The organism is Streptomyces sp. NPDC044063 (genome assembly GCF_056434285.1).
The window spans coordinates 680,443-700,874 of record NZ_JBWKFM010000001.1 but is presented as its reverse complement, the minus strand read 5'-3'; the positions used below and the strand labels follow the sequence as shown (position 1 = coordinate 700,874).

At 68.9% G+C, this 20,432-nt stretch carries 17 protein-coding genes and 4 pseudogenes; 16 read left to right on the top strand and 5 right to left on the bottom strand.

Annotated elements, in window-relative coordinates:
- Both AC07BS_RS03245 and AC07BS_RS03240 read left to right on the top strand, forming a co-directional pair.
- A partial coding sequence (locus tag AC07BS_RS03245) for a tetratricopeptide repeat protein (RefSeq protein WP_478929797.1) occupies window positions 1-1,424 on the top strand: 1,424 nt, incomplete at its 5' end.
- Between the two features lie 21 nt (window positions 1,425-1,445).
- Window positions 1,446-1,658 (top strand): hypothetical protein, encoded by a 213-nt coding sequence (locus AC07BS_RS03240; protein WP_478929795.1) that lies wholly within the window; start codon window positions 1,446-1,448, stop codon window positions 1,656-1,658.
- A gap of 7 nt (window positions 1,659-1,665) precedes the next feature.
- Here the strand turns inward: AC07BS_RS03240 and AC07BS_RS03235 are convergent.
- Window positions 1,666-2,434, bottom strand: a pseudogene (locus tag AC07BS_RS03235) (transposase family protein).
- A gap of 120 nt (window positions 2,435-2,554) precedes the next feature.
- On the opposite strand from AC07BS_RS03235, the gene AC07BS_RS03230 reads away from it, so the two are divergent.
- The 6 genes and pseudogenes from AC07BS_RS03230 (at window position 2,555) to AC07BS_RS03205 (ending at window position 7,348) form a co-directional block, all read left to right on the top strand.
- Complete coding sequence (locus AC07BS_RS03230; RefSeq protein WP_478929793.1) at window positions 2,555-2,689, top strand: hypothetical protein; 135 nt, start codon at window positions 2,555-2,557, stop codon at window positions 2,687-2,689.
- Window positions 2,690-2,723: 34 nt separating this feature from the next.
- Window positions 2,724-3,788: a DUF5954 family protein gene (locus AC07BS_RS03225; RefSeq protein WP_478929791.1), complete on the top strand. Its 1,065-nt coding sequence runs from the start codon at window positions 2,724-2,726 to the stop codon at window positions 3,786-3,788.
- A gap of 437 nt (window positions 3,789-4,225) precedes the next feature.
- Window positions 4,226-4,321: pseudogene (locus AC07BS_RS03220) on the top strand (chemical-damaging agent resistance protein C); the annotation flags it as partial.
- Between the two features lie 234 nt (window positions 4,322-4,555).
- On the top strand, window positions 4,556-5,512 hold the full coding sequence (locus tag AC07BS_RS03215) for a GlxA family transcriptional regulator (RefSeq protein ID WP_478929789.1): 957 nt from the start codon (window positions 4,556-4,558) through the stop codon (window positions 5,510-5,512).
- A gap of 445 nt (window positions 5,513-5,957) precedes the next feature.
- The gene (locus AC07BS_RS03210; protein WP_478929787.1) at window positions 5,958-6,191 is read left to right on the top strand and encodes a hypothetical protein; all 234 of its coding nucleotides are present in this window, start codon (window positions 5,958-5,960) and stop codon (window positions 6,189-6,191) included.
- A gap of 317 nt (window positions 6,192-6,508) precedes the next feature.
- Entirely contained in the window at window positions 6,509-7,348 is an 840-nt protein-coding gene (locus tag AC07BS_RS03205; protein WP_478929785.1) for an arylamine N-acetyltransferase family protein, read from the top strand.
- Between the two features lie 230 nt (window positions 7,349-7,578).
- On the opposite strand, the gene AC07BS_RS03200 is transcribed toward AC07BS_RS03205, so the two are convergent.
- Window positions 7,579-8,616, bottom strand: coding sequence for an amidohydrolase family protein (locus AC07BS_RS03200; protein ID WP_478929783.1), 1,038 nt, complete (start codon window positions 8,614-8,616; stop codon window positions 7,579-7,581).
- Between the two features lie 126 nt (window positions 8,617-8,742).
- On the opposite strand from AC07BS_RS03200, the gene AC07BS_RS03195 reads away from it, so the two are divergent.
- The 3 genes from AC07BS_RS03195 (at window position 8,743) to AC07BS_RS03185 (ending at window position 11,562) form a co-directional block, all read left to right on the top strand.
- Window positions 8,743-9,471, top strand: coding sequence for a TetR/AcrR family transcriptional regulator (locus AC07BS_RS03195; protein WP_478638079.1), 729 nt, complete (start codon window positions 8,743-8,745; stop codon window positions 9,469-9,471).
- Between the two features lie 286 nt (window positions 9,472-9,757).
- Window positions 9,758-10,891 (top strand): FAD-dependent oxidoreductase, encoded by a 1,134-nt coding sequence (locus AC07BS_RS03190; protein WP_478929781.1) that lies wholly within the window; start codon window positions 9,758-9,760, stop codon window positions 10,889-10,891.
- Window positions 10,892-11,160: 269 nt separating this feature from the next.
- On the top strand, window positions 11,161-11,562 hold the full coding sequence (locus AC07BS_RS03185) for a recombinase family protein (protein WP_478929780.1): 402 nt from the start codon (window positions 11,161-11,163) through the stop codon (window positions 11,560-11,562).
- Between the two features lie 418 nt (window positions 11,563-11,980).
- Here the strand turns inward: AC07BS_RS03185 and AC07BS_RS03180 are convergent, their stop codons facing one another.
- Window positions 11,981-12,844 carry an HNH endonuclease gene (locus AC07BS_RS03180; protein WP_478929779.1) on the bottom strand — a complete coding sequence of 288 codons (864 nt, stop codon included), beginning with the start codon at window positions 12,842-12,844 and terminating at the stop codon, window positions 11,981-11,983.
- On the bottom strand, window positions 12,844-14,397 hold the full coding sequence (locus tag AC07BS_RS03175) for an AAA family ATPase (RefSeq protein ID WP_478929777.1): 1,554 nt from the start codon (window positions 14,395-14,397) through the stop codon (window positions 12,844-12,846). Before AC07BS_RS03175 ends, AC07BS_RS03180 begins: the two co-directional genes overlap by 1 nt.
- 278 nt (window positions 14,398-14,675) lie before the next feature.
- Here AC07BS_RS03175 and AC07BS_RS03170 point away from each other — a divergent pair, with 278 nt between their 5' ends.
- From AC07BS_RS03170 to AC07BS_RS03160, 3 genes and pseudogenes are all read left to right on the top strand, one after another.
- Window positions 14,676-15,461, top strand: coding sequence for a hypothetical protein (locus AC07BS_RS03170; RefSeq protein ID WP_478929775.1), 786 nt, complete (start codon window positions 14,676-14,678; stop codon window positions 15,459-15,461).
- 335 nt (window positions 15,462-15,796) lie between these two features.
- Window positions 15,797-16,051 (top strand): annotated as a pseudogene (locus AC07BS_RS03165) (hypothetical protein).
- A gap of 86 nt (window positions 16,052-16,137) precedes the next feature.
- Window positions 16,138-16,495 (top strand): annotated as a pseudogene (locus AC07BS_RS03160) (HAD family hydrolase); the annotation flags it as partial.
- A 57-nt stretch (window positions 16,496-16,552) separates the two neighbouring features.
- On the opposite strand, the gene AC07BS_RS03155 reads toward AC07BS_RS03160, so the two are convergent.
- Window positions 16,553-17,782: an MFS transporter gene (locus tag AC07BS_RS03155; protein WP_478929774.1), complete on the bottom strand. Its 1,230-nt coding sequence runs from the start codon at window positions 17,780-17,782 to the stop codon at window positions 16,553-16,555.
- Between the two features lie 87 nt (window positions 17,783-17,869).
- Here AC07BS_RS03155 and AC07BS_RS03150 point away from each other — a divergent pair, with 87 nt between their 5' ends.
- Both AC07BS_RS03150 and AC07BS_RS03145 read left to right on the top strand, forming a co-directional pair.
- Window positions 17,870-18,328 (top strand): winged helix-turn-helix transcriptional regulator, encoded by a 459-nt coding sequence (locus AC07BS_RS03150; protein WP_478929772.1) that lies wholly within the window; start codon window positions 17,870-17,872, stop codon window positions 18,326-18,328.
- Window positions 18,329-19,061: 733 nt separating this feature from the next.
- The gene (locus AC07BS_RS03145) at window positions 19,062-20,345 is read left to right on the top strand and encodes an NAD(P)/FAD-dependent oxidoreductase (protein WP_478929770.1); all 1,284 of its coding nucleotides are present in this window, start codon (window positions 19,062-19,064) and stop codon (window positions 20,343-20,345) included.
- Window positions 20,346-20,432: the final 87 nt, after the last annotated feature.

Below are 20,432 nucleotides of genomic sequence, written 5' to 3'. Positions count from 1 at the left end.
GGCGTGGGTGGGCGGGAGATGCGAGCGGCGCCGCAGCCGCCTTCGAAGAGCTGCTTGCTGACCAGGAGCGGGTGCTGGGGCTGGACCATCCTGACACCCTCACCACCCGCCACAACCTCGCTCGCTGGCGTGGGTGCGCGGGAGACGCGGCTGGCGCCGCAGCCGTCTGCGAAAGGCTCATCCCCGACCTGGTGCGGGTACTGGGCCCAGATCACCTCCGCACCCTCACCATCCGGAGCAACCTCGCCCACTGGCGTGGAGAGGCGGGGGACGCGAGCGGCGCCGCAGCCGCCTACGAGCAGCTACTGGTCAGCGAGGAGCGGGCGCTGGGGCCGGACCACCCCAACACCCTCACCACCCGGAGCAACCTCGCCCACTGGCGTGGAGAGGCGGGGGATGCGAGCGGCGCCGCAGCCGCCTACGAGGAGCTACTGGCCGGCCAGGAGCGGGTGCTGAGGTCGGGCCACCCCGCCACCCTCACCACTCGGCGTTTCGTCGCCCGGTGGCGGTGGGAGGCGGGGGACGTGGCCGGCGCCGCCGGGGTCTACGAGAGGCTCGTCCCCGCTCTGGTGCGGGTGCTCGGTGAAGGCCACCCCGATACCCTGATCGCCCGGGCCAACCTCGCCAACTGCCATGGAGCGGCGGGGGACGCGGCCGGCGCCGCAGCCGTCTGCGAGGAGATCGTCCCCGCTCTGGTGCGGGTGCTCGGCGAAGACCACCCCGACACCCTCACTGTCAGGGCCAACCTTGCCCTCTGGCGTGGTGAGGCGGGGGACGCAGTAGGGGCCGCCTACGAGCAGTCGCTGGCCGGCCAGGAGCGGGCGCTGGGGTCGGACCATCCCGACACCCTGATCGCCCGGGCCGACCTCGCCAACTGCCATGGGGTGGCGGGGGACGCGGCCGGCGCCGCAGCCGTCTGCGAAAGGCTCATCCCCGACTTGGTGCGGGTGCTCGGCGAAGACCACCCCGACACCCTCGCCGCCTGGAGGAATCTCGCTCGCTGGCGTGGGGAGTCGGGGGACGCGGTAGGCGCCGCAGCTGCCTACGAGCAGCTCCTGGCCGACCAGGAGCGGGTGCTGGCGCCGGACCACCCCGCCACCCTCACCACCCGGCGATTCGTCGCCCGGTGGCGTGGGGAGGCCGGGGACGCGAGCGGTGCGGCCGCCGCCTACGAGCAGCTGCTGGCCGGCCAGGAGCGCGTGCTGGGGGCGGACCACCCCACAACCCTCACCACCCGGCGTTACGTCGCTCGGTGGCGTTGGGAGGCGGGGGACGCGGCCGGCGCCGCCGAGGTCTACGAGAAGCTCGTCCCCGCTCTGGTGCGGGTGCTTGGCGAAGGCCACCCCGATACCCTGATCGCCCGGGCCAACCTCGCCAACTGCCACGAGGAGACGGGGGGCGCGGCCGGCGCCGCCGGGGTCTAGGAGGAGATCATCCCCGCTCTGGTGCGGGTGCTCGGCGGAGATCACCCCGACACCCTCACTGTCAGGGCCAACTTTGCCCACTGGCGTAAGGAGGCGGGGGACGCGGTAGGCGCCGCAGCCGCCTACGAGCAGTTGCTTGCCGACCAGGAGCGGGTACTCGGCAAAGGCCACCCCGACACTCTCACCACCCGCCACCACCTCGCCACGTGGCGTGGGCATGTCGCTCATCAGTGAACCTCTTTCATCCTGAATAGTCGCGGGTCAAGAGTGTCTGGATGGCCCTGGACCGTGCGGCTGATGCGGTTGGTGGAGCATCTGGCCCGGCGGAGGATTCGCCAGGACTTGAGGCGGGCGAAGGCGCGTTCGCCGGGGGCGTGCGGGCGGGTGTGGTCCCGGTTGAATTCCTGGTAGTGCTCGGGTTGTTCACGGTGACGGTAGTAGGGGGTGCGGACGGTGGCGCCGGCGCCCTGGTAGGCCCGGTCGGCCAGGACGAGGATTTCCCTGGTGGGGCAGGCCTGGACGATGCCGTGGGCGCGGGCCGCGGTCAGGTCGTGGGTCCGGCCCGGCGTTGCGCGGGAGAACCAGAGCGCAGTGCCGTCCGGTCTTGCGATGACCTGCACGTGCATGCCATGCCGCCGGTGTTTTTGGCTGTAGTACGGCTCGTCCGCCTTGATGCGGTCGGTGGGGACCAAGGTGCCGTCAGCGACAACGAAGTCTCCTTCACCCAGCCCGACGAGCGTCTCGCGCAGACCCGGTGCCCACGCCGCGAGGATCTCGAGGGTCTCGTCGACGTACCGCCAGGCCGTGGACTGCGACACCGCGAAACCGGCACCTACCTGCGCGGACGTCTCGTTCTTCCGTAGATGTGCCAACACGAGCAGGGCCTGCTTGAAGCAGCCCAGCCTCCTCCATGGTGACCTCAGCTCATGCCTGCGGGCGTGGATCAGCCAGGAGACATGCTCGACCAGCTCGTGCGGGACATCGAGCACGGCAGGATACGGAACCAACAGAGCCCCTTGGCGCCGGTGTCGAGTGAGATCAACACCCCAACGACAAGGGGCTCTGCCATGTCACCAACACCCCAACCGACAGACCACTTCACCCCTGCGGAACAGGCTGAAAGAGGTTCATTGACGGCGAAGGAGAAGGTCGACGTCACCCGGGACCTCGCGGCCGATGAGACGGTGGCGGCCTTGGCGGCCGTGGCGCAGTCCTGGGAATTCAGGAAATCCCGCAATGAGCGCTGCCTGCGGTCGGCAGGATGAGCGTATGGGGCATGGGGAAATGAGTCCGGATTGGATGCGGCCGATCGTGGTCAGGTATCCGCAGGGTCCGGTGGAGGCGGTCGTGGAGGCCGACGCGCTCGACGCCGCGCTGGATGTGACCACGGTGCTGGTGCGGGGGCCGCTGTTCGGGGTGGCCGCACAGGATGACAGCGAGGCACCGCGGTGGCGGGTGGTGGTCGCGGTGAAGGCCTGCTGTCCGCAGGAGGCACGGGACAGCCTCAACTCGCTGTTGTGGTTCCGAGCCAAGGACGAGGCACAGGGCGCGGCGGAGCGGCGTGCCCTGCTGGCGGCGGTGGCCCGGCTGGAGGGCGAACGCGTTGATGAGCTCACCGTGCTCCAGACCCGCTACCGGGTGGTGCGTGCCGAGGAGTACGCCGGGCTGGGGCGGGACGGCATCGAGCAGCCCCGGCCGACCGACCCCGAGCCCGCCGTCCCCGACTGGGACCGCGGGACCAGGCAGTCGCGGATCGATGACGGGCTGGTCCTGGACCCCGAAACGCCCATCACGCCCGCCGCGGCCGCGGAGCGGCTGGCGCTGCGCGATCTGCACTACGACGGGGACCGTTTCCCCGAGGAGGTGCGCAGGGACTCCCAGCAGGCGCTTACCACCCATCCGGACGTCATGCTGCTGCCTGCGGTGTTCAGGGTCGTGGAACAGGACGGTCTCGGGTGGAGGGTCGGCGGCGGTGCGAACGCCAGTGCCCACGACGCCCGCAAGTCGCTGGACTTCACCCTGACCTGGTTCGAGCCCCGCCGGCAGGGCCTGATCCCCTGGGAAACCGACGACAGAACGGTCGACGCCCGCACCGTGGCCGCGGAAAGAACCGATCCCGCGGCCGGAGAACTGGCCGAGTACGCGCAGGCAGCCGACCGGCTGCGGACCGAACGCGCGAACCAGCTCGAGGTCGGAGGCACCCTCTACCGGATCTGCCGCGCCCGCCGACTGCTGCGCTGGGGCCCCGACGGGCCCGAAGGACCACGCCCGTCCGACACCAACAGCCACCCTCCCTCCCCGCTTCACCCCCACCTCGATGAAGACGGAAACATCTACTACGACCACGAGAACGACGAAGCCTGACATCACCGGCCTGGACGACGCACAGGGTGGACGTCGTTCGAAAACTGGCTCTGGATCACTTTCCAATGCCGGAGCCACTGTTCAGACGTCGCCGGACAGGCTCTGCTCGAGCGGAGATGGCTGCGCTTCTCCCGCCCGAAGAAGGCCCCGCCCTCGCCCAGTCCCACAGCTCGCCCGCTGTTCGGGGTGACTTCTCGTTGGAGAGCGCTACGCATCGGTCGGCGCAGAATCGATCGCGGGGGGCCAGGGGCCGCTCCGCGTGCTCGATTCCGGCATGAGCCGGGGATGCGAAGCCGCCTGCGCCGTACGCAGGCTGACAAGTGGGCGATGAACACGAGGCCGCCGCCACGCTGATGCCTCGCTGCACAACAGCGCGGCCGTACCCGAGGGCACGCCGGGACGGACGCTGCCCCCGTTGCGTGCCGGGGGGGGCAGCCGGTGAGGGCGACAGCTACGACGAGTCGATCCTGGTGGACCTCACCAAGGTGCCGGCCGCCCGCGACAAGATCGCCTCCCCGTTTTCCATCCATGACGTGGTGGCCGAGGTGGTGGCCACATCTGTGATCACGTTCGCGCCGCCGGTCGCACAGATCTCGGTGAGATGCGCGGCGAACCCCATCCACCGGGTGGCCTGCCCTCGGCGGGCATAGCGGACTGTCAGTTCGTAGAGCGAAACGATCAATAGGAGAGGAGGGCGGCAGCCCGCCGCCAATCGGCGATGCACCAGCGCAGGCGGCCCAAGGCAGGGGCGGCACTACATTGACACCATGATCACCGTCGCAATCCTGGCCCTTGATCAGGTGGTGCCCTTCGACCTGGCCACACCGCTGGAGGTCTTCACCCGTACCTACCAGGCAGATGGCAGTCCCGGCTACCACGTCCGCATCTGCGCCGAGAAGCCGAAGACGGACATCGAAGCAGGTCCCTTCACCCTGCGCGCGAGTTGGGGTCTGGACGGCCTCGGCGACGCCCACACGGTAATCGTGCCAGGCACCACCAGCTTCGCTCCCTTACCGCCGGCCACCCGCGACGCCTTGAAGGCAGCCGCCACCCGCGGCGCCCGGATCGCCTCCATCTGCATCGGCACCTTCCCTCTTGCGTCCACAGGACTGCTCGATGGCCTGCGCGCCACCACACACTGGTCCTGCGCCGATCTGCTGGCCAGCACCTACCCCGCCGTCGAAGTCGACCCTCGCGTCCTCTATGTCGACAACGGGCAGATCCTCACCTCCGCGGGCGCCGCCGCTGGACTCGACCTGTGTCTGCACATGGTCCGCCGCGACTACGGCTCCGCCACAGCGGCCAATACCGCGCGTATGGCCGTGATGCCCCTGGAGAGAGAAGGTGGCCAGGCCCAGTTCATTGACCCCTGCCATACTCCGGCACCCTGTGGCTCGGCACTCGAACCCCTCCTGGCCTGGCTGCAGGAGAACCTCGCGCGTGACCTCACGGTCTCCGACATTGCCGCTCACGCCGGTACCAGCCCCCGTACCCTCATGCGCCGCTTTCGCGAGCAGACCGGCACCAGCCCCCTTCAGTGGCTGCACCGTGCCCGCGTCCGCCAAGCGCAGCACTTGCTTGAGACCACTGACCACACCGTCGAGCGCATAGGTCACCAGACTGGATTCGGCTCCAGTACGACGTTTCGGGACCGTTTCAAGCAGGTAGTCGGCGTAAGCCCTCAGACCTACCGACGGGCATTCAGCACACGCACGGGTGACTGAGGTCCTGAGGCGATTCGCGAAGGACTGTCGTTATCCCGTTGAACACTGTCGCGAACACGGCTGCCCGCATGGGGGTCAACTTCCTTAATTAGCGATTGCAGACCGGAGGCGGCCGGGTAAGCGGCCAGGCAGAGTGTGGACACAGGGGCGGCAGACATGCCTTGCCGAAAAAAATTGATGCCCGAGAGCCGTCAGGCGCAGCTGCTGGCCCGTCAGTCTGTCCGAGGTCAAGCAGGGCCTGCCTGGGTGGTGTCGCCGTCGGGGAGCGGGCATCGCTCGCAGTAGGGCCGTCCGCGGCAATCACGGGCCCGGACCGCGCGTACCTGCCTGCACCAGGCGCACTTCACGGGCTTGTTGAAGCAGGATCCGTGGCCCCAGTCGCGGGCGCGTTTGTGCAGGTACTTCACCAGTTCCCGTCCGCCCGGCCGGGCTCGAACTCCTGCCGGTGGTCGGCAAATGCCTGACCGGCCCGGCCTTCCACCGCTACGTCGCCGCCCTGCAGCGCGCCCTTGCCAAAACCCTTGATGCCGGCGACGTCGGGGTGGTGTACCTGCAGCATTTCGCCTTCGGCACCACCCCCGCACTGCTGCGAACCTTCCCCCACCGCCCCGCTATCGCACTCATGCACAGCTCGGACTACTATGCGCCGATGCGCAACCCGACCAGCACCACGTCCTGATGGAGACCACCAGGCGGGCTGCGTCCATCGTTGCGCCGACCGCAGCCATGGCCGACCGGCTGCTGCGCACCGGACACCGGCCACCGGCCACCGGCCACCGGCCACCGACCGGGATGTGTGGTCAGTGACGGTGGCCGCGCGCAGCCCATCGTCTGGCCGCGCATCGGCGGGCAGGACATCTTCACCAGGCCGTCACGCGCCCACGAACGGCGACTGCCGGACCCCCTCCAGCCGTCGCTCCGGGGAGTTTTCTGACGCTGCTGGGCGGCGGTACCGGCGACTATGCTGATCATCCGCTCGGACAGCGAGGAGGCAGCATGATCGACGTCGACGGATATTTGGCCGTGTTAGGGGTGGCCCGGCCGGCGGCCCCGACCGCCGAGGCACTGCGGGCACTGCACCGGGCGCAGGTGGAACGGGTCGCCTACGAGAATCTCGACATCCATCTGGGGAGACCGGCCAGCATCGACGCCGCGGAATCCGTGGCCCGGATCATGCGCGGGCGCGGCGGCTACTGCTTCCACCTCAACGGGGCCTTCAGCGCGCTGCTGACGGCCCTGGGCTATGACGTCACCTTGCACCGGGCCGGCGTGCAGTCAACCCCTGAGGACCCCGCGGGCGCGACCGGCAACCATCTCGCGCTCACCGTACGGCTCGACGGCGAGCGGTGGCTGGTCGACACCGGGCTCGCCGACGCGATGCACGAGCCGCTGCCGTTGCGCGAAGGCAGCTACATCCAGGGGCCGTTCACCTTCGCGCTGACCTCGTCGGTGGCGGAGCCCGGCGGCTGGCGGCTCACCCATGACCCCCGCGGCGCGTTCATGGCGATGGACTTCGCCCCGGACCCCGTGGAGCTGTCCTCTTTCGCCACGGACCATACCTGGCTGTCCACCTCCCCCGAGTCCCCCTTCGTCCGGGTCTTCACCGCCTTCCTCCGCGACGCCAAGGGCGTGGACATGCTGCGGGGCTGTGTGCTGCAACGGATCGACGCCGGGGGCATGGACGAGCGGACCATCGACTCGGCCGGCGACTGGTACGACGTACTGACCGGCGTGTTCCGGCTGGACCTGACCGACATCGACGCCCCCGCGCGGGCGGAGCTGTGGCACCGCGTCCACACCGGGCACCAGGAGTGGGAGGCCGCGGGGCGGCGGTGAGGGGTGCCCCCTGCCGGAAATCTCCCCGGACCGACGCCGACGACAGCAGCGGCATCAACAACATGGTCATCTTCTGCTTCGACCTGACCCCTTATTCACAGCGTCTCTACGAGGGCGTCGACGAACGGCGCACGAGCCCTCAAGGCCGTCAGGCGGGGATGGCGAGGACCGCGGGGCCGTGAGGGCCGGCCGGAACGCGTGGTGGCGTGTTCCAGCCAGCCCCTGGGGCTTCAGGCCGTCGGGCGCTTGGCGCGGGCGGTGAGGCGTTCCCAGTTGCGGTGGCCGATGTCGGCCTTCTGCTCGTCGGTGAAGGGCGAGTTCTCCAGGAAGGAGCGGGCTTCGCCGTTGCTGGTGTCGACGTAGGGGAAACCGCCGGGGCGGAAGCCGTAGGTGAAGGGGTAGTCGGTGGAGTACAGCATTCGGTCGGTGCCCATCACTTCGGCGGTCCAGCGCAGGTAGCGGGGGCTGTTGGTGCCGCTGCCGGCGACCCAGAAGTTGTGCTTGAAGTAGTCCGCCAGGGGCTGGCGCAGGCGGCCTGCTTCGCCGAAGAAGCCGGTGTGGTCGAGGTAGAACAGCGCGATCTCGCCCCAGTGCCCGGCGATCACCTGCAGGTCGGGGAACCGGTCGAAGACCCCTGAGAAGATCATGCGCAGGTACTGGACACCGAGGTCGTAGTACCAGCCGAGCCCGGCTCCGGCCAGAACGGGGCCCATGGGCTCGGGGAGGTTGGAGTAGTAGGCGTCGATGACGGGCTGGACCGGTGTCTGCGGGTGGAAGTGCAGCGGCACGGCCAGACGCTCGGCCATCGCGTACAGCTCGTCGTTGTCCGGGTGGTCGGCCAGCTTGTTCCCGGTGCGGCCGTACAGCATGGCGCCGGGGAAGCCCAGCTCACACACGGCGCGCTCCAGTTCGGCCGCGGCCGCGGCAGGTGACTGGGTGGGAATCGCGGCGAACGCCTGGAAGCGGTCGGGCCGGGAGGCGACGATCTCGGCGAGCTGGTCATTGGCCTCGCGCGCCACCGCGACGGCGTCGGCCTCGGGCAGGTCCTGCACGCCTGGAGACGACAGGGACAGCACGGCGACGTCGATGCCCTGGTCGTCCATGTGGGCCAGCCGCTGCTCGCCGGCATCGTGCAGGTTCTTCGCGATCGGGCTGTCCCCGAAGCCACGCGAGAAGATCTGCGGTGATCCGGCCCGCTGGTACGCCTCGTAGACGGCCGGTACGACGACGGTCTCTTCCACCCCGATGATCCGTAAACGGTCGGACATGACGGTTCTCCCCACACTGACGTTTCCAGTGAAACTCATTCAACGTTACCGTCGACAATTTCGACGGTAACATGAGATCGATAACAGCGATAGCGCCCCAGCCCCGATGACGCTACCGTTGCTTCCATGCCTGTTGAACCGACCCTCACCCAACGCGCCGCGGAGTCCGGCGCCGCCGTGCGAGAGCAGACGCGCCGCCGGATCATCGACGCCGCGACGGGCCTGCTGGAGGGCGGAGGCCGCGACGCGGTCACCACCCGGGCAGTCGCCGACGCCGCCGGACTGCAGCCGCCGGCCCTCTACCGGCTGTTCGGCGACAAGAAGGGGCTGCTGGACGCAGTGGCTGAGCACGGCTTCACCCGGTTCCTGGCAGCCAAACAGCAGATCGAACCCGCACCGCAAGATCCGGTCAAGGAACTGCGCGACGGCTGGGACACCGTGGTCGAGTTCGGACTGACCAACCCCGCGCTGTACACACTGATGTACGGCGAACCCGCCCGGTCCACGACAGTGTTCCGGATCGGCCTCGAACACCTCATGGATCGAATCCGCCGCATCGCCGCCGCGGGGCTCCTGCGCATGGAAGAGGGACTCGCAGCCCAGATCGTCCACGCCACCGCCAGCGGCGCCGTCCTGACCTGGCAGTCCGTCCCCGAGCCCGAGCGAGACCCCGCGCTCCTTGCCACCCTGCGCGAATCGATGATCACCACCATCACCACCCAGGAACCGGCTGTGGAGGAACCGGGACCGGGCGGTGCTGCCCGCGCCCTGCGCGCAGCACTGCCCGGCCAGAACGCCCTCAGCCAAGCCGAACAGCAACTTCTGACGGAATGGCTCCAGCGACTGTCCTCATAGTCGCTCACCACGACCGGCCTCAAGTCCATGATCGTCGGCTTGGCGTCAACCGCTGTACCGCAAGGCCGATTCCGAAACCACCGCAAACGGCGGTGCCTTGCGTGGGTGTCACTCGTATGGTGAATCCCGGTCCCGGGTCGTAGAGCTGCGCGAGATGAGCCCCGAGAGGACGATCGACAACCGTGGCCGATCATGCATGCAGAACTGACTTCGTCCCTGCGTGGTTCGCGTATACCCCGCCCAGGCACCTGGGCAGGGTGCGGAAAGTCTGTCCAGGAGGTGTGTGATGCGAGTTTCCGTGATCGGAGCCGGTCTGGGAGGTCTGGCTCTCGCGCAGGGTCTGCATAGCGCCGGGATCGAGGCCGACATACACGAGCGCGACCCGGGGATCACCGCACGGTTCCAGGGCTACCGGCTCGTGCTGAACCCGATCGGTTTCCAGGCTGTGCGCGACTGCCTGCCGACGCGCTGGCACCCGCTGCTGGAGGAGATCGCCATGGACGCCTCGGCCGAGCAACTGATCCTGGACCCGCAGCTGAACGAGATCGGCAGGCTCGGCGCGGGCCGGACCGGCATCGTGGTCGACCGGCAGGTGCTGCGCCACCTGCTGCTGACCGGCCTGACCGTGCACACCGATGCCGCGCTGACCGGCTACGACGTGCTGGACGACGGCAAGGTCCGAGCCCAGTTCGCCCGCCGTGACCCGGCCACCGCCGATCTGCTCGTCGGCGCGGACGGCATCGCCTCCGCGGTCCGCCGGGTGTTGTCGCCACAGACCACCCCAACCGACACCGGCGTCCGGTTCGTCATCGGCCGCACCCCGCTGACCGACGAGTTCGCCGGCCTGTCCAAGGCCTACGGCTCGAAGATCGCGGGCGACGACGTCAGCCTGCTGCTCGGTGCGATGCGCTTCCGTACCCCGCCGAAGCAAGCCGCCGAACAACTGGCCCCCGAAGTCACGCTGCCCGACATCGGCGACTACATACGCTGGGCCATGATCCTTCCGGCGAACGGCTTGCCCGGCGCCCCGACCGCGCAGGAGGCCGTGCTGTCCAGGATGGAGGGCTGGCATCCGGACCTGCAGGCGCTCATCGAGCAGGCCGACCCGGACAACAGCACCTTACTGTCCATCCGGGTGGTCGAGCCCCGGGAGCGCTGGGCGCCCGGTCCGGTCACGCTGCTCGGAGACGCCATCCACGCCACCTCCCCGACCGGAGGCAACGGTGCGAACACCGCCTTGCGCGACGCCGACCTGCTGCGCCGCTGCCTGATCGGGGCCGTCGAGTGCCGCCAAGACCTCATCAGCGCGGTCGGCGACTACGAGCGGCAGATGTTCGAGTACGGTGGCGAGGCCGTGCGCCACAGCCTCGCCACGCTACCCGCCTTCGTCCCGCACCCGGAACGACCCGAGCCGGCATAGGTTCATAACCTCCAAGCCACGCCCCCAAGGCCGAACCGCACGTGTCCGGAGTGTTCCGGCTGGCCTCCCTGAAGATGGTCGCCAGCCGGGGTTCCCCCGGCGTGCCGCCTGTCGTCAAACGAATGAATGACGGCAGGCATCGTACGCGTCCGATGAACCAGGACTTTTCGGGGCTCGACGGCGGCGCCGATCCAATCAGATCCGATGGCGGATCATGACAGGGTTTGCTGACAGCTAGGGTCGAATGCGACCACCACAACGGGAGCGGTATGGCCAACCTGGTCCACAAACGGGTGTCAACCGACCAGCAGTCCACCGACCGTCAGAACCTCGTCCTGGACGAGGCCGGGATCGAGGACCCGGTCGTCTTCGAGGAACAGGCCGGCACCTCCAGCCGCCTCCACCCGCTGGAGCGCCCGAAATTCCGCGAAACGCTCGCCTACGCGCGACCGGGCGACACCGTGCACATCTCCGAGATGTTCCGCCTCGTACGCGACACCGGGCACATCCTCGACGTGCTCGACGTGCTGCACCGCGACCATCTCGCCCTGCGCATCCATGACGGCGCTTTTACCGCGATGGACCTCGCCGCCCGTCACCCGCGCACCGGAGGGTTGCTGTCCGCCGTGAAGTTCATGGTGCAGACCCTCGCCGCCGCCGGCGAACCTTAACGCGACCTTCAGCGCGAGCTGACCTACGACGGACTGCGCGCCGCCGAGGCCAAGGGCAGCAAGGGCAGGCGCTGCCCGCCGTCCCGGCCGACTCGACCGACGCCGTGCGCACCGCGTACCTGGAGGGCCGCTCCATCGCCGCCCTCGCCCGCGATCACGGCGTCAGCCGCGCCATCCGCACGGCCGTGGTGGCGGACCTTCTGCCCCAGCACACGGCCGCCGACCCGTTCGCTCCGGCCCTGGAACACTTCGATCGCCCTGGCCGAGGGCGACGATGCGGACCCCATCCGCTCCCTCGGTGTCACTCGATGCGGCGCACGCCGTCACGCACGCCGTCGCGGACGTGGCCGGGGACCGGCTGGTCGCCGACTGCCCGTAGCGTGGGCACGCCCCGCGCCAGGTCTGGCCGTGAGGAGCGTCATTTCCAGGGTTCGAGGTATCCGTGCTGGGTGTACCAGGGGTTGTCGACCAGAGCCCGGTACAGCGCGGCCTGCCAGGAGTTGGGGCCTTCGATGGCCGTCCAGTCCTCGGCGCGTTCACGCAGGTGCTCATTGATCGCCGTAGTCGGCAGGCGGCGCAGGCTGCGGCTGAGGTAGCGCAGTTCGGGCCCGGCCTGCGGGTTGTAGAGCCGGGCGAGTTTGAGGGTAGTGAAGTGGTGGCGGACCCGGGCGGCGAGCAGGGGCGGCATCTCGGGCGGCGGGGAGACGCAGAAGCTGACGGCGGGGGTGGGAGGCCCGACGATCCGTGCGACCAGCCACACGTGCTCGTGGACCTGGCTGTCGTAGTAGGGGTGGAGGGTCTGCTTCTCAGCGTCGACCGGTGCTTGTTCGCCTTTGTAGAAGTTGCAGTCGCGGCAGGCGGGGACGAGGTTGGCGGGGGTGACGGCCAGCAGCGGATAGTGGGTTTTGGGCAGTTGGTGGTCGAGGGTGTCGGCGATCCCCTGCCCGCACAGTGCGCAGCGCCCGTCGGGCGCCGCGGCGAGGAGCTGGTCGTAGACATCCCTTCCGGGGCTCTTCTTGCGGACCATCCGGCTGGTGTAGGTCTTCTTCAGCTGCTTGTTGATGCCGCGGGTCTTCTTCGGCTTGCCGTCGGGCTGATCTTGGAGATGGGTCAGGTCGTGCAGGGCGTGTTCGGTGGCGGCGGTGTCGTACTGGTCCGCTGCTTCGGCGACGGTGTCCTTCAGTGCCTGGAGTTTGATGCGGGCGGTGAGGGGTTTGGCGGTGGCGGTGCAGGTGTCGAAGACCGACCGGGCATCCAGGGCCGGCTTGGGTACAGGGAGCATCAGCGGCCGTCCTCGAAACCGGTGGTGCCGTCGGTGCCGTCGGTGCCGTCGGTGCCGTCGAAGTCGCGGGCGGCGATCAGGGAGCGGGCGATGATGCGTGCCTCTCCTCCGAGCCGACCGCCGAAGCGGCCGAGGATGGCCTCGTAGGAGAGTCCTTCGTCAACGAGGAGGCTCAGGTCTCGGTGGAAGCCGGTGTCAGTGACTTCCAGGCCGAAGACCTCGTGGGTGAGGACGCCGACGTTCTCACCGAAGGTTTCGATGGTGGGCCGGTCGGCGGCGAGGTGGTCGCCGTAGCGGCGCAGCTTCCACACGCAGTGGGAAGGGACTTCCTGCAGGACGACCGGGGAGTGGGTAGCGACGATCGCGAGCCCGTTGCGGTCGGTCAGCAGGTCGGACAGGACTCGTATGAACGCCGACAACAGCGGCGGGTGCAGGTGGGTCTCAGGCTCGTCGATCAGTACCAGGGTGCGCTCACCGACGTGCTCGACAAGCCGCGTCACGCTCAGCAGGACGACCTTGTGGCCGGAGCTGAGGGAGGCGAACAGCTTGCGCGCGGCCGTACGGCGGCGGGCCGTGCTGCCGATGGCGGCGAAGGAGGCCAGCCAGTCCTCCTCCAGCAGCCCGCTGCCGGAGTACGACAGGGTCCGCAGGGCGTTGGTCCAGCGCACGGCCTGCTCACCGTTCAGGCAGGCTTCGATGCTGTCGGCGAAGTCCCGCTTGAGCTGGGACGGCGACTTCATCCGGTGCGTCCCCGTCGAGGAGGGGATGCGCAGGCCGACGTGGACGGTGGGGAAGGTGTCGCTGTCGGGGAGGTGGGGCAGGTCGTCGAAGGCGCTGAAGGAGACGCTGACGAGGTTGGCGAAGGAACGTCGGCTCCCGCGGCCTTCCTCCAGGATCCGCCCCACCTCGGCGGGGTGGGCTTCGAGGTCGGCGACGGCGCGGGCGAGGCGGTTGACCAGCACGGACTTGCCTGCGCCGTTGCGGCCGGTCAGAACGTGGATGTTGCTGGGCGGCAGCACGTCGCGGGTGACCCTGAAGGACAGCGCAAGGCCGTCGCCTCTGCCGAAGGCGGGCGTGAGGTAGGTGATGTCGAACGAGGTCGTGCGGGCGCCGCCGCGGGCGATGCGGCGGAACTGCTCCTCGATCGCGGCCGGCCGCAAAAACCGCCATAGCGCGGTGCGGGTGACCTCCTCGTCCTGGGCGAGCCGAAAGACATCCTCGTCGAAGGCCATGTCGTTGAGGCCCGCGAGGACGGCGATGCGCAGGCCGTCGCCGAGGCGGGCGAGGCGCTCGTAGTAGGTGTCGTCCTGCCCGACGGAGAAATACTCCCCCGGAATCCTGATGAACTCTTCCGGGGGCTGGACGACCGTCGCGGCTCGGCGGCTCATGCCCAGCGCGCCGATCTTCACCGGGCCGATCTCGTGGCGGCCGCGGGCGTCGATGACCCACAGGTGGAACATGGTGCGCCACCCGAAGTCGTCCCATGCATCCCGCACCAGGACCGCGACCGGTCCAGGCTCGTCCGGCATGCGGTCGTCACGTTCGATGATCATGAACCGCACGGCGGCCCCCCTCTTCACGCTGCTGCACCCGCCCTGTAGCCGGACGGCTACGCCGATCCTACGGGCGGCTTTTCAGGACCCGTTCGTGGAGGTCAGGGTCCCGGTGAGGCGGGCGGCGAGGGGCGATGTCGTTGTCGGCGGAGGTGGGGACCAGGTGTCCGGCCCGGCCCGGCGCCGACGCGCGGGGGTGACTCCAGGCTGACGGACCCCAGTCGTATATGCCAGGACCCGCCCGGCAGGCCTTCGGTGCCGGGTGCGATGGTGATCGGATGCATGAGACAGCCGCCGCTCTGGCGACCGCGCGCTGGCCCCTCGCCGCGTCCGGGGAAACCAAATGGCTGCGAGGCCTGACCTCCGATGACGGGCTCACTGGATTCATGCCGCCGGCACTGCCGGACGCGGCCTGGGTGCTCCACTCCATGTACGAGCACGAGATCGGGCCGACCGGCACGTCGTTCGTCGAGTACCAGCGGGCGGTGCTGATGGGTGGTGAATCTGAGATCATCCCGGGCCTTGACCCCGCGGATGGACTCGCCGGCACTCCCGGCGAGCCCCCCGGCCCCCGCTGGCGCCGGCTGCGATGGGCTGAACTGGCGCGTCGGACCGGTGATCCGACGGTTCCCGAGGGACGGCTGCCGGGCCACAGGTGCTTCCCTTCGATCGGGCCGGGCGCGTGGCCGGCCGGCATCCTGGCACCGTCCGAAGGCAGCCTGGACCGGACTGACTGGAACCGCCTGATCGACATCCTCACCGAGCACAGCCCGCAGGGCGCCGACACACCTTGCCTGGCCTACTACAGCCCGTTGCTGCGCGGGGCCGAGGACTTCGACAACCCGCACGTCCGAGCCGGCGCGCTCGCGGACGCCAAGGTGCTGTACGACCACCCCGAAGAGGACTACTGGAGTCCGTCCAACCTCTGGGCCCAGGACCGGTCCTGGGTTCTCTGCACGGACTACGACCTCTGGGCCACCAAAGTGTCCGGCCCCGCACCCCTCGTCGAAGCCCTCCTCAACGACACGGACCTCGAGGCCCTACGACTGCCCTGGGGCACCTGACCCAGCCCACCGGCCGATGGCCAGCATTCCGTACTTGCAACTGGGCACCGTAGTGACCCGTACGGATGCCTACCGTATCGAGTAGGGGCCCATCCTTCGGGTGTTCCAACCGCATGCTGGTGATCACCACATGCCGAAAGCAGTGGGGCCGCTCTGGACAGCCCTGCGTGTACGTTCCAGGCCGCGATCGAGGGCGGTGATTTCCCCTTGGCATTGAGGCTTGGCTCGGTGAGGTTGTGGATGGCTCCATCAGCCTGGACCGCTGCCGGGAAGGGACCCGCTTCCTGTACGGGTACGCGTCCGTACCCTTGGTGGTTGTGGGAAAGAGCATGACGATGCCTGACTCCAACATCCGCCTCCCCGAGGAGGCCAGGACCGCCTCGCCGCGCTCGCGGCCACCGAGGGCCTGCCGCTGCGCGCCTACCTCGCCCATCTGGCCGAAACCCTGCTTGCCCCCGGCCGAGCGTGCCGAGCGCGCCGAGAAGGCCCGCGCAGCGCTGCAGGCATGGAACGGCTACGCGCCCTCAGCCGCCGACGAGCGCGATCTCGACGAGCTGGACCGGCGCCTGGCTCAGGCGACCTGCCGGTGACCGGCCGCACGCACATCCTCCTGGACAGCATCGCAATGACAGCGGCCAGCCAGGGCAACGTTCGCAGACGCAGGCCCGTGAGCGGGGGGGTGGCGCTTGCCGATGCGCCGTTTTGGGCCGACGACGTGGTGGTGAGCCTGCTGCGCCGGGGGCGAGGACACATGCCCCCTGGTCCTGGTCACCAACGCGACCCTGGAGCTGGAGCGTGACCTTGAGTTGATGGGGCTGACTGATCTCGCCGACCACGTCGTCAGCAGTGCCCAGGTGGGGGTGGCCAAGCCCGATCGGGAAATCCATGAAATCGCCGCCGAGCGAGCCGGAGTCGCCGCTCACCGATGCCTGTTCGTGGACAACCTGCTGGAAAACGCCGAAGCCGCCACCACGCTCGGGATGACCGGTGTGCACTACCAGGGGCCTGCCGACCTCCGGAAAGTGCTGGGCTTTTCTCCCCGGCAGCTGAGGAGGTCTCTCCTCTCTCTCACTGCAAAAGCCAAGGTGCGCTCAGAGGACCTGCGTTTCCTCCTGTACCTGCTGAGTGGCCGTTCCCTCTGTCGAGGTGTGCGCGCCATCGGCCGACGGCCTCCGGTTGGCCGCCCAAACGATCAGTCCGCAGGCCGCGAAGCCGGCTCCGAGGAGGCTGGAGCCCGCCCAGCCGTGGGAGGTGTAGACGGAGGTGGTCGCGGCTGCGCCGAGGGCGGAGCCGAGTGAGTAGAAGACCATGTAGCTGCCGATGACGGTGCTGAGGCGGTCCGCGTGCGCGGAGGTGAGTATGTGCTGGTTGCTCACGTGTACGGCCTGGACGGCGAAGTCGAGGGCGATGATTCCGATGACGAGGAGCCACAGGGCCCATGTCAGCTGCCCGATCGCCGCCCAGGAGGCGATCAGCAGGACGAGCGCGAAACCGCTGACCGGGATCGTCCGTCCCGCGTCCGCCCACCGTCCCGCGCGGGCCGCGCCGAGCGCACCGGCGAGGCCTGCGATGCCGAAGAGACCGATCTGGCTCTCGTTCAGGTGCCAGGGCGCGTCCGCCAGGGGCAGAGCCACTCCGCTCCACAGAGTTCCGAACGATGCGAAGAGGAAGAATGTGATGAGCCCGCGTGTCAGGAAGAGGCGCTCTGTGAACACTGCGCCGAGTGAGGCGAGGGTCTCCTTGTATCCCGGGCCCACGTGTCCGCTGGGGCGCTCGTCCGGCGGCAGTACGGCGAGGACGAGGGCCGCGAGCCCGACCGACAGCGCCGCGAGCACGGCGTAGATGCTGCGCCAGCTCCAGACGTCGGCCAGCGCGCCAGTGACGACCCACGCGCCCAGGATGCCGATGACGACACCCGAGGTCACGACACCGATATTGCGTCCGCGTTCGGTCGGCGGTGAGACCGACGCGGCGTAGGCCACCGTGGTCTGTACCACCACCGCGAACACTCCGGCTGCCGCGAGCCCGAGGAAGGCCATCCACGCGGCCGTTGCCGTGGCCGTGAGGATCAGGCCCGCCGCGGTGACGACCAGGTGCACGGCCATGAGCCGGCGCCTGTCGGCCACCACATCGCCGAGCGGCACCAGCAGCAACAGCCCCGCGATATAGCCGAACTGGCCGGTCGAGACGATCCACCCGGAGAGATCCGCCGACAGGCCGAGATCGTGTCCCATCGGCTCCAGAACCGGCTGGGCGGCATAGATGCTCGCCACCGCGACACCGCCTACCACCGCGAGCAGTAAACGCCGCCACACGTTCATTGCGCCCCATCCCCAATTAGTAGCAAATTGCAACCGTTTTGACGGTACGGCATGATGGTTTCAATCCGCAACCCATCGGGAGGTGCAATGTCGCGTACCACCGCGTACGCCCCGGACTCCGGCTGGACCGACCCCGACTGTCCCGTCGCCCGAACGCTCGACCTCGTCGGCGACAGATGGAGCCTGCTCGTCATCCGTGACGCGATGGACGGGGCACGGTCGTTCACCGAGTTCCAGCGACGCACCGGCATCGCCCGCAACATCCTCACGGACCGGCTCCGCAAGCTCACCGCCCACGGGCTCCTCGCCCAGCGCACCGCGCCGTCGGGCCGCCGCCAGGAATACGTGCTCACCGAGGCCGGACGCGACCTCTTCGCGGTCATCCTCACCCTGCGGCAGTGGGGGGAACGCCACGCCTTCAACCCGGGCGAGACCCATTCCACCCTTGTCGACCAGCACGGCACGCCTGTGCCGGGCATCGCGCCGACCGGCGCCGACGGCGCCCTCGTCGACGTCGACAGCACCCATGTGCAAAGGACCCGCTAGAAACCGATAAAAGGCGGTCAGTCACGGTGGCATGCCCGCGCACCATGACCGAATCGCTCGTCGCGCCGCCGGACCAGCCGGCCAGTCCGGCTCACAGCAGGTCCAAGCCCATCGGCCTCACCCTGCATGGTCGCGGCTCTGGCCCTGCCCACAGGCTACGGAAGTGACAGCTCGTTTCCGGACAATCGGGAGCGGAAGAGTGAAAGCTGCCCGACAAGGCAGCCAACCGGATCGCACCCTCCGTCACCGCAGCGCCGCAGGCCGCGAAAGAGGTGCGCTCCGCGCGAGCGGGAGTGAGCTGCACAGCAAGCTCGGTCGGCCGGCCGGGCCGGCTCACGCCAGCGAGGTAGGAGGCCGCTCCTATCCCCGGTGAGGACACACCCGTCGCTGATGAACGTGGCCGGCTGCTGCGCGTGGCCGAGACGCTGCACCACCCGCTGGTGCCCGCGGCCCCGCACGCCTGCCGTCAGACGACGGACCCCGCCGTGCCCTGACCAGGACCAGGACCAGACCGACCAGCGAGCGCCTCGGTCAGACACCACGCGAACATCACAGCGCCAGCGTCCGCACGACGCCCGACCGAGACATCGCGATAGTGTCCCAACACCGCAAAGGATCAACGCAGTTCTTCCGGCTCTAACAACAACGCGGACACCAAAGTCCGCCGAGTGGGGGTTTCATGCGACGAGCAGTTGTCATAGGTGGAAGCTTCGCCGGCTTAATGGCCGCTCGCGTGCTGAGCGACCATGCCGACGAAGTCGTCGTCCTCGAACAAGACGAGATATCCGAGAACGGACTGGGGCAAGGAGCGCCCCACCGGGCCCAGCTCCACGCGCTCCTCGCCATGGGGCACATGCAGCTCGAGCGCTGGTTCCCCGGCATCGTCAAGGAGCTCATCGCGGACGGCGCGCAGCTGGGGACCGGTACAGCCATCCGGTTCTATGTCGACAACCTTCTCAAGGTCCCCATACCGGACACCGAGATGATCGGCGTCACCCGCCCCTTTCTCGAGGCTCATCTCCGAAGCCGCGTTGCGGGGCTGCCCAATGTGGAGTTCAGGACGGCTCAGGCACGCGATCTGATCATCAGCGGTGATCAGGTGCGCGGAGTGCTCTTCTCCTTGGCATCCGACGGCCGGCGTTCCGCCGTGCCCGACGGTGAGCTGGCGGCCGATCTGGTGGTCGACGCCATGGGGCGCTCCAGTCGGCTGGGCAGCTGGCTGGAGCGGCAGGGCTGGGAGCAGCCCGCGCTGCAGCGTGTGCGGGTGGACCTCGGCTATGCGACGGCTTTCTTCGAGCGAGGTGATGAGCTGCCTGGCATCAGGATGGCGCATTCCACTCCGGGCCCGGCGAGTGGCTACCGTCCCCAGGTCACCGAGCCTGGAGCCCTGGCCGCGGTCGAGGGTGACCGGTGGAGCGTCGTTCTGGCCGGTTACACCGACTACCGCCCCGGCCGTGATCCCGAAGAGTTCCTGACCCGCATGCGCCGATGCGTACCCCCTCTGCAAGAGGTCGCGGACAACTGCGTCATGGTGGACAACGAGGTGAGAACCCACCACTACAGGGAGAGCCTCAAGCGTGACTTCACCGGCCTCGCCCGTTTCCCCCGGGGCCTGATGGCCATCGGTGACGCACTCGCCTCGGTGAACCCCATCTACGGCCAGGGCCTCACCCTCGCCACACTGCAGGCCTCATGCCTCTCCGCCCATCTCCAAGCCGGAGGCCGGCCCCAGGACAGCATGTGGGGATACTTCAGACGAGCCAGAGCGGTCATCGACGCCGCCTGGCAGCTGTCCTTGACCGCCGACCTCGCCCAGCCTCACGTCACCGGTCCCTACCCACGGGGCTACCGCCTCCTCCGCTGGGCAGGCGACAAACTCATGGTCGCCTCGATCTTCGACCCGATCGTGAACCAGGCCTACATGGACGTCCTCCACATGAAGGCACACCCCAGAACCCTTACCAATCCACGCCTGCTCAAGCGCGCCGCACGAGCCTTCGCCATATCCGCCGCTTGACGAAACGCTCGCGCTGCTTGCCCTGTACCGAGCACGGCTGCCGGTAAAGCCCTGCCCCTGGCCGGCACCAGGGACGGGGCTCATGGC